General features: G+C 63.3%; 6 protein-coding genes. 1 reads left to right on the forward strand and 5 read right to left on the reverse strand.

The genetic code is table 11. The annotated features are described in order from the left end of the window. Positions 1-86 precede the first annotated feature (86 nt). Positions 87-800, reverse strand: a complete 714-nt coding sequence (locus L288_RS39025; protein WP_021239599.1) for a methyltransferase domain-containing protein — start codon at positions 798-800, stop codon at positions 87-89. A 35-nt stretch (positions 801-835) separates the two neighbouring features. Continuing rightward, complete coding sequence (locus L288_RS39030; protein WP_021239600.1) at positions 836-1,672, reverse strand: class I SAM-dependent methyltransferase; 837 nt, start codon at positions 1,670-1,672, stop codon at positions 836-838. A gap of 265 nt (positions 1,673-1,937) precedes the next feature. Here L288_RS39030 and L288_RS39035 point away from each other — a divergent pair, with 265 nt between their 5' ends. Next, positions 1,938-4,535, forward strand: coding sequence for a TonB-dependent receptor (locus L288_RS39035; RefSeq protein ID WP_031304823.1), 2,598 nt, complete (start codon positions 1,938-1,940; stop codon positions 4,533-4,535). Positions 4,536-4,771: 236 nt separating this feature from the next. On the opposite strand, the gene L288_RS39040 is transcribed toward L288_RS39035, so the two are convergent. From L288_RS39040 to L288_RS39050, 3 genes are all read right to left on the reverse strand, one after another. Continuing rightward, positions 4,772-6,604 carry a response regulator gene (locus tag L288_RS39040; protein ID WP_021239602.1) on the reverse strand — a complete coding sequence of 611 codons (1,833 nt, stop codon included), beginning with the start codon at positions 6,602-6,604 and terminating at the stop codon, positions 4,772-4,774. Beyond that, the gene (locus L288_RS39045; RefSeq protein ID WP_021239603.1) at positions 6,597-7,472 is read right to left on the reverse strand and encodes a CheR family methyltransferase; all 876 of its coding nucleotides are present in this window, start codon (positions 7,470-7,472) and stop codon (positions 6,597-6,599) included. The genes L288_RS39040 and L288_RS39045 overlap by 8 nt, the downstream gene beginning before the upstream one ends. Beyond that, on the reverse strand, positions 7,457-9,472 hold a 2,016-nt coding region (locus L288_RS39050), incomplete at its 5' end, for a response regulator (RefSeq protein ID WP_021239604.1). The genes L288_RS39045 and L288_RS39050, both read right to left, overlap by 16 nt.

Genomic DNA, 9,472 nt, shown 5'->3' on the forward strand with positions numbered 1-9,472 from the left:
CTCGCCACTGCCACGCAGGGCGATGATGGCGGCGCTGCGGCTGATGCCCCGGCTGGGGACGCGCGCGGCCAGACTCACCCGGATCGTCAGGGATTGAGCGGCATTTCCCGCACCCGCTCGACGCACAGGCGGAAGGCGAAGCGGCGGACGATCCTGACCTGATCGGGCGCGATGCCCGCCTGCTGCACCAGATCACGCCATTCCTGCGGGCGGAAGGAGCGCGCGATGGATAGCTGGCCATCTTCCCGCACGATCCTGTGCACGCGCAGCAGCCGCGCCAATAGCGGATAGCCCCAATGCGCGAAGCCATGCCGGTGAAGGTCGCATATGAACCAGCCGCGCCTTGCGTTGCTTTCCATATGGCGCAGGAACATCATCAACTGCGCATCGGTCATATGGTGGGTGACCTGGCTGGAAATGATGAAATCGAACCGCTCCGGTTGATCGAGATAATCGCCGATGCGGTAATCGATGGACAGTTCAGGGGGCGTGGCGTTGCGTGCAGCGTTCAGGCTTTTCGGATTCAGATCGACACCAACCAGTTGCGCCTCGATCCCGCGCCGCTGCGCCCAGCCCGCGATGGCGCGCAATATGTCGCCATCGCCAAAGCCCACATCCAGCAGACTGAACCGCTTGGCAGAGCCGATGACCCGGCCGAGAAAGGCCTTTGCGGGCCAGGCGGTAAAGGTCCAGCGGTTGACCCGCGCCAGATCGTGAAGCACCCGTTCGTAGATGGCGGGGTCGAGGTCCGGCGCATCCATCTGCTCCTCTTGCCGCGATCTGGCGGCCAGCTTCGCCATGAGCCTCACCCTCCTCATGAACCTGTCAGGTTCATTCAGCGCGCTTCCCATTGGAACACGCCGTAGCGCATCGCTCCGGTGCGCGAGGCGATGAGGAGGCGTGGCAGGCTGAACATGAAATCGCGGCTTCGCGTGGCACGGCTGAGCGCCAGGCGGCGGATGTCACGGTCGATCGCGAGTCCCTTCATCAAGCGCATAAGGCAGAGCAGCCAGGTGCGGCGGACTTGCCTGCTGATATCCTGATAGCCTGTCAGCACGAACCCCGCGCGCGCGGCGAGATCGACATAATCCTCCCTGCTGCCCATGCTGGGCAGACGCCCTTCCCGGCAGATGGGCAGCAACAGGTGCCGCACCTGCCACGGGGTCACGTGCGGCCCCTCCAGCCAGGCGCATACCACCAGTCTGCCGCCCGGCCGCAATATCCGCCGCGCCTCCGTGAAGAAGCGGCCTTTGTCGGTCATATGCTCCGAACTTTCGATGGCATAGGCCCGGTCGAAGGAGGCGCGTTCCAGACCATTGCCCAGCCAGTCCCGCAACAGCCAGGCAAAGCCCGGAGCGCGGCCATCGGCGATCCGCTGCTGCGCTGCCGACAGGGTGAGGCCGACGATCGTCACGTCATGGCGGCCAAGGATCGCCGCCGCCGTCGCGCCATAGCCGCAACCGATATCGCAGACCCTGTGCCCCGGCCGCAACGCCAGATGCTCCTCCACCAGCACGGCGAGCGCGGCGGCGGCCTCCTGCGGCGTTTCCTTGCCGGAGCGCCAATAGCCATGATGCACATGATCGCCCCACATCCGGCGGTAGGCCAGATCAAGCTCGTCATAATGAACCGCGACATGCGCCGCGGTCGCTGGTCGATCCGGCACAATCATGCGGGCGAGTATTAGAGAGTGAAGTATAATCCACAAGCGCGGATTTCAGGCCGTGGAAATGCCACCATAAAATTAAAGGACAGTGGCGTTTTATTTAGAATAGTGCTGTTTATGTTACGCATTTGAAGAAAATGCCGGTGCACCTAACCCTACTATACGTAGTCAAATGAAGCTGCTATAAAGGCTTTGGGTGTGCGTCGTGCCTTTGTGGCCTGAATGACCATTTTGGTACGCCGCCATCACAAAAAGAATAGCTAGGGAGAGGATGATGACGAGTGTTGCTCGTTCAGCGCTGATGGGGGGCGTAGCCTTCACGGCGGTCTTAGTTGCAAGTCCGGCAGCCATTGCCCAGGATGTTCCAGGCGGAACTGCCGGGGGCCAGCAATCCGCAGATGCCGCATCGGCCAGAACCATTTCCGGCGCGGACATCATCGTCACCGCGCAGCGCCGCGAGGAGCGGGCGCAGGACGTGCCGGTCGTCGTCACGGCCTTTTCGCCGGAACGGCTGGAAAGGCTGGACGTCAATGAGCCGCAGGACCTTTATGGCAGCGTTCCATCGCTGACGGCGGGCAACCAGGGGCAGGCGAGCCGCGACGTTCAGGCCTACGCCATCCGTGGGCAGTCGACCGGCTTCCTCGCCTCGCCAGGCGTTCAGAGCTACCTTGGCGAAGTGCCGCTGCCGGCGACAGTTTCGCTCAGCCTGCAAGGCGGTCCGGGCCTGTTCGTCGATATGGAGAGCGTCCAGGTCCTTTCCGGGCCGCAGGGCACCCTGTTCGGCCGCAATACGACCGGCGGCGCAGTTCTCTTTCAGCCGCGCAAGCCGACCGATCGCTTCGAAGGATATATTGAAGGCGGCATCGGCAATTACGACCTGCGCAGTATCGAAGGCGCCATCAACGTACCACTGGTCGAAGACAAGTTGATGGTTCGTGTCGTGGGCGCTTACCAGGACCGGCGCGGTTACACCAAGGACCTCGTGTGGGACAAGTGGCGCGACGATACGCACTGGTATTCAGGCCGCATCGGCATCACCTTCAAGCCTACAGAGCGGATCGACAACTATCTTCTGATATATGGAACCAAGTCGTCGAACAACGGCGCGGGATACATTCATAACTATTTCAACATCCCCGGCCTGATAGGTCAGGGCTTCTGCACGGAAGGCCCGCCCAGCCCCGGCGTGCTGTCGTGCGATGTCTACCGCAGGCAGACGGAGATCGCGAAGGAAATCGGCCCGCGCCGCAACCGCCAGGATGTCGACGGATTCAGCAAGATCGACAATTGGGGCATCATCAACAACACTGGCATTGAACTGAACGATGAACTGACGCTGCGCAACATCATCAGCTTCCAAAAGATCAAGACCAATTACGCAGGCGACAGCGACGCGACGCCGCTACAGCAGTATCAGCTCACGCAGAATGCCGATTTACCGGACTTCCCGATCGAAGGTCTGGCGGAATTCGGTATCCCGAACACGCCGGGCAACGTTTATCTGAACGGCAAGCCGAATTTCAATCTGCCGCGCGACGATGTGAAGCAATTCACTGAGGAATTGCAGCTTCAAGGCACGATGCTGGACGACCATCTGACTTTCGCGGTTGGCGCCTTCTATTTCAACGCGACGCCCGCTGGCCCCTGGGGTTCCAGGGCCGCGCAGTTCTGCCCGGCGGCACTGACCGGCAATCCCACGGTGAACCCCCTCAATGGTGCGCTGACCTGCGAGCCGTCCGACGGACGCTCCGGGGTGAGCAATCAGTCCAAGGCGCTCTTTGCCCAAGCCACGCTGGACCTCGGCACGCTGTCTCCCTCGCTCGAAGATCTGCGCGTCACGGGCGGCTATCGCTATACCTGGGACAGGATCAGGGGTTTCAGTTCCTCCTGGGCGGCGAATGCCGATGGCGGGGCCACCTGCTCATTCGGGACGACCGCGGGAACGGTCGTACCGCCAGGGAGCGATCCGGCGGTCGTCTGCAACTTCGGCGCTACGCTCAAGAGCAAAGCGCCGACCTGGACGATCGGAGTGGATTACAAGCCGATGCGCGACGTGCTGGTCTATGCAAAGGTCAGCCGCGGTTACAAGTCTGGCGGCTTCAACACCTTCGCCGTCCGCGCGGAAACGACCACGTTCGCGCCGGAAAAGCTGACAACCTATGAAGCCGGGTTCAAGTCCGACTGGCGGATCGGCGCCGTGCCGTTCCGCTTCAACGCGACCTATTATTATTCGAAGTACAATAATATCCAGCGTCCCGGAGCCGATGGCAATCTCCGTCCTGGCCTGCCCCCGGCATTCGGGGCAGCGATCTTTGCCGCGGAAGCCACCATTCAGGGTCTGGAGATCGAAGCGTCCATCCGCCCAACGGAAGCGATCGAGATCGGCGGCACGCTGAGCCATGCAGACGGCGATTACAAGAAATTCCAGGTTCGCGCGATCGGGGTCAGCACCTGCCCGAATGGAGACTTTGCGTTCAATCCGGCTGTATTCGTCGACGTCAGCTGCGCTCCGTTCCAGTTCCTGACGCCCTGGATCTACAATATCTATGGATCGATCAATCTGCCGGTGCCGGAAAGCATGGGCAAGCTATCGCTGTTCGCCAGCTATTCGTCCGTCAGCGACCAGTATACCGCGCCTTTCGCTTTCGAACCGGAGGCCACCGTCAAGGGATATGGCCTGCTGAACGCGTCGCTCAACTGGAATGGCGTAGCAGGGAGCAACTTCGATCTGACTCTGTTCGCCAATAACCTTACGAACAAGCTTTATCGCGTAGGCAATACCAACTCCTTCAGCAACAATGTCGTGTCCTCCCTCTATGGAGAACCGCGCATGTATGGGCTGAAGCTGAAATACCGTTTCGGCGGCTGACGAAACAGGAGCCGGATATTGGGGGCTTGCTTGAGAGGGCGAGCCCCTTCCTTATGCCTGAAGTGTGATCATCTTGCGCGGATTACGCATTGAGGCTTCTTTCCGTCACCCGGAATCCCGCTGCCTCGGCAGCGTCAGAGAAGAAGCGGGACCCCGGATCAGGTCCGAGGTGACGATGACGCAAACATGCTCCGGACCGGGAGCATTCCGCAGAAAAGCAGAGGCGCTTCCCTGCACTACGCTCCGGCCGCAGCGACCTCGTGGCTGCCGCTCCACATGCCCGCGACCGCTTCCAGCAGTTGCTGCGCGTCGAAGGGCTTGCCCACCACCGGCACATGATCGAAGCTCGACGGCAGATGTTCGCTGCCATAGCCGCTGACGAAGACGAAGGGGATCGTCCGGTCGGACAGGGCCTGCGCCACCCTGTCGGCGGGTTCGCCCTGCAAATTGCCGTCCACCAGCGCGCCGTCAAATTCCTTGCGCCCGATCATCGTGACGGCGTCATCCACGGACGCGACCGGCCCGACCAGCATCACGCCCGCATCCTCCAATATGGCGGCGAGTTCGAACGCGATCAGCGCCTCATCCTCGACCAGCAGCAAGCGCTTGCCCCGCAATTCAGCCAATGATGGCGCGGCCGCACGCCCGCCACGTTGCGCCCTGCGGGGCAGCAGGCGGGGTCCGCGATGCCGCGCGCCCGACATATAGGGGAGCGTCAGCGTCCACCCGATCCCGTCCGCTTCATAATGCGGCTCCGCGCTCCCGCCATCCGCGCGCAGGCTGCGTTCGATCAGGGCCGTGCCGAAGCCGCGGCGGGCAGGCGCGCTCACCGCCGGACCGCCCCGCTCCCGCCAGTTCAGCACCAGACGGTCCTCGGCGATTTCCCATGTCAGATGCACGCGCCCTTCGGGCACCGACAGCGCGCCATATTTATGCGCATTCGTCACCAGTTCATGCAGGACGAGCGCCAGATGCAGCGCCGGTTCGGGGGGCAGGTCCACCGACGGACCATCCGCTTCGAACCGGTCCGCCTCAATCGCGCCGATCGACAATTGACCTTCTATCAGCTCCCGCAGGCTCGCCACCTGCCAGGTCGCGCCGCTCAGCAGCGAATGCGCGCTCGCCAGCGCATGAATGCGGCCCATGAAGGTCGGCGCGAAATCCGAAGGGCCAGCCGAATGGCGCAGCGTCTGCGTCGCGATCGCCTGAACCGACGCGAGCGTGTTCTTGACCCGGTGGTTAAGCTCGCCGACCAGCAGCTTCTGCGTTTCCTCGGCGCGCTTGCGGTCGGTGACGTCCAATATCTGGAGGTTGATCGAAAACAGCCGCCCCGCCGCGTCCCGCAACGCCGAACAATAGCATTCGCAATCGAGCGGCAATCCTTCCGCCGAATGGAAACGCAGCGTCCGCGTCGCGCGGGGCAGCGCGCCGCCGATCATCTCGTCCAGCAAGGTGGTGAAGCCGCCCGCCTGTTCGGCATCCAGCCACTTGACCTCGACCGCGTTGAACCCGGCCACTTCGGCCGCGCGCCAGCCGAACAGCCGCTCCGCCCCCTTGGACCAGGACATGATCCGCTGGCCGGCGTCCAGTTCCACCAGGGCCAGCGGCGAATTGTCCCCATGGGCGGTCAGGCGCGCGAGCACGGCGGCATGTTCGTCCCGCTGCCGCGCCAGTTCCTGCCGCTGGCGGAACAGTTCGACGAAGATGTCGACCTTGCTGCGCACGATCTGCGCATCGACAGGCTTGAGCAGATAGTCGACCGCCCCCGCCTCATAGCCGCGGAAACGGCGGCGTTCGTCGGTGGCGACGGCGGTCAGGAAGATGATCGGCACGCGGCGCGTCCGTTCCGTCCCGCGCATCAGTTCGGCCAGTTCAAAACCGTCCATGCCGGGCATCTGCACGTCCAGCAGCGCCAGCGCGACATCCTGTTTCAGCAGCAGTTCCAGCGCCTCGACACCTGAGCGCGCCTGCAACAGCTCCAGCCCCTCCCGGCTGAGCAAGGCGTCGAGCGCCGCCAGATTTTCCGGCACGTCATCGACCGCCAGTATCTTGACCGATTCGCTAGCCATGGCCTGCCCCCGTCAGAGCCTGACCATTGCGGCGGAAGATCTTCTCCGCCTCGTCAAAGTCGGCAAAGGCGCCCGAATGGCGGGAAAAGCGCAGCGTTTCCTTCGACCCCAGGCCCAGGAAACCGCCGCGCACGAGCGAGCCGCCGAACAGCCCCAGCGCACGGTCCTGAAGGTCGCGGTCGAAATAGATCAGCACGTTGCGGCTCGACACCAGTTGGACTTCGGAAAAGACTTCATCGCTTGCCAGATTATGTTCAGCAAAAACGGCGCGGCGGCGCAATGATTTGTCGAACACGGCCGCCCCGTAAGCGGCGGTATAATAGTCCGACAGCGACGTCCTGCCGCCCGAACGGCGATGGTTTTCAGTGAAATGGGCGATCTGGTCCCGGCTGTAGATGCCCGCTTCCGCCCGTTCCAGCGCGGCGGGGCTGATGTCGGTGCAATAGAAGATGGTGCGGTCCTCCAGCCCCTCTTCCCGGAACAGGATGGCGAGGGAATAGAATTCCTCCCCATTGGCGCACCCGGCGATCCACACCTTGAGCGAGGGATAGGTGCGCAGGTGCGGGATCACCTTTTCCCGCAGCGCGCGGAAATAGGCGGGGTCGCGGAACATCTCGCTGACCTGGATGGTCAGGAAGCCCATCAGGTCGGCGAAGGCCGCCGGTTGCCGCAGGACACGATGCTGCAAATGGGACAGGCTTTCGCAGCCGAAATGCTGCTGCGCCCTGGCCATGCGGCGGTGGAGCGACCCGCGCGAATAGCCGCGAAAGTCGTAGTGATAATGCCGCCAGATCGCCTCCAGCAGCAGATCCAGCTCCACCTCCTCATGGGGCAGGAAGGCCGGGTTCTCGATCAACGCGGCATCCATACCCTGACCAGGCTGAGCAGCTTGTCGACGTCGAGCGGCTTGGCAAGATAGTCGTTCGCGCCCGCGTTCAGGCATTCCTGCTGGTCGCGCGCCATCGCCTTGGCGGTCAGGGTGATGATGGGCATGGACTTGCCCCAGGGCTGCTTGCGAATCTCGCGGGTGCAGGTGAGGCCGTCCATTTCCGGCATCATCACGTCCATCAGCACCAGATCGACCGGCGCGGCGGACCCGCGCGCGCTCTCATCAAGCGCGGCAAGAGCCTCGCGGCCGTTGCGAGCGATACGGACATGCACCCCATGAGGCTCGAATACGCTCGTAAGGGCATAAACGTTCCGTATGTCGTCCTCGACCACCAATATATTCCGCCCTTCCAGCCCTTCGTCCCGGTTCAGCGACTTGGCGATGAGCTGTTGTTGCGGTTCGGGCAGTTCGGACACGACCTGGTGCAGGAACAGCGTCACCTCGTCCAGCAGCCGCTCGGGGGACTTGGCTCCCTTGACGATGATGGACTTGGAATATTTGCGCAGGCGCAATTCCTCGTCCTCGCCCAGATCCCGGCCGGTATAGACGATGACCGGCGGGAAGCCGACGCTCTCGTCCGCGCTCAGCCGCTCCAGCAGGTCCAGCCCCGACGCATCGGGCAGGTTGAGGTCCAGCACCATGCAGTCGAAGGTTTCGCGGCCCAGCATGTCGAAACATTGGGCGGCCGAATGCGCCTCCAGCGTTTCGACGTCGCGCGACGCCAGCAGCAGCTTGATGCTTTCGGCCTGCTGGGCGTCATCCTCCACCACCAGCACGCGGCGCATCCGCTGTTCCATGCGCGCTTCCAGCCCTTCGAGCATGTCGATCAGCTGCTCGCGCTTCACCGGCTTGAACAGATAGCCGATCGCGCCGCTGGACAGGGCGGCCTGGCTGTCGTCGTCCACCGACACGACATGCACCGGAATGTGCCGGGTGCGCACATCGCGCTTGATCCGGTCGAGCACCGACAGGCCGGTATGGTCGGGCAGGTTCATGTCCAGGATGACGGCGTGGGGCACATATTGCCGCGCCATCAGCGTGCCTTCGTCCGCCGTGCCCGCGATCAGGCACTGGAAGCCCTGTTCATGCGCGATGTCGCACAGGATGCGGGCGAAGACCGGGTCATCCTCCACGATCAGGATGACGCGCGAATCCCCGGCCAGCTTCTCACGGTCATCCTCCGCCACCACCGCCGCTGGCCGCAGCCGGGGGGGCGTGGGATTGGACGGGCGCGGCCGCACCGGATCGGACGTGGCAAGCGCGGGGACATGGCTGAGCGCCGGATCGAACTGTTCGGGCAGCAGCAGGGTAAAGGCGCTCCCCTGCCCCGCCGCGCTTTCCACCCGCAACTCGCCGCCCAGCAGCCGCGCCAGCTCACGCGAGATGGACAGGCCAAGGCCGGTGCCGCCATATTTGCGGCTGACCGTCCCGTCAGCCTGACGGAAGGCCTCGAATATCACCTGCTGCTGTTCGGCGGGGATGCCGACGCCGGTGTCGCGCACGGTAAAGGCGATGCGGCGGTCGGCCTCCCGCCCGGCGCTCAGCGTCACTTCGCCCTTTTCAGTGAACTTGATGGCGTTGGACAGGAAGTTCTTCAGCACCTGTTCCACGCGCTGCTGGTCGGTTTCGATCTCCGCCGCGTCGGGCGCGGTTTCGATGCGGAAGGCCAGCCCCTTCGCCTGCGCGGACGGAGCGAAGATCGCCTGCAACTTTTCGATGACGGGGACGACGCGGACGCGGCGCGGCTGCAATTCCAGCTTGCCCGCCTCGATCTTCGAAATGTCCAGAATGTCATTGATCAGCGTCAGCAGGTCATTGCCCGACGTTTCGATGGTTTCGGCATGGCGCACCTGATCCGCAGTCAGATTGCCCGCGCGATTTTCCGTCAGCAGCCGCGCCATGATCAGCAGGGAATTGAGCGGCGTGCGCAGCTCATGGCTCATATTGGCGAGGAATTCGGACTTGTAGCGGCTCGCCTG

This window comes from Sphingobium quisquiliarum P25, from assembly GCF_000445065.1.
Taxonomy (GTDB): Bacteria; Pseudomonadota; Alphaproteobacteria; order Sphingomonadales; family Sphingomonadaceae; genus Sphingobium; species Sphingobium quisquiliarum.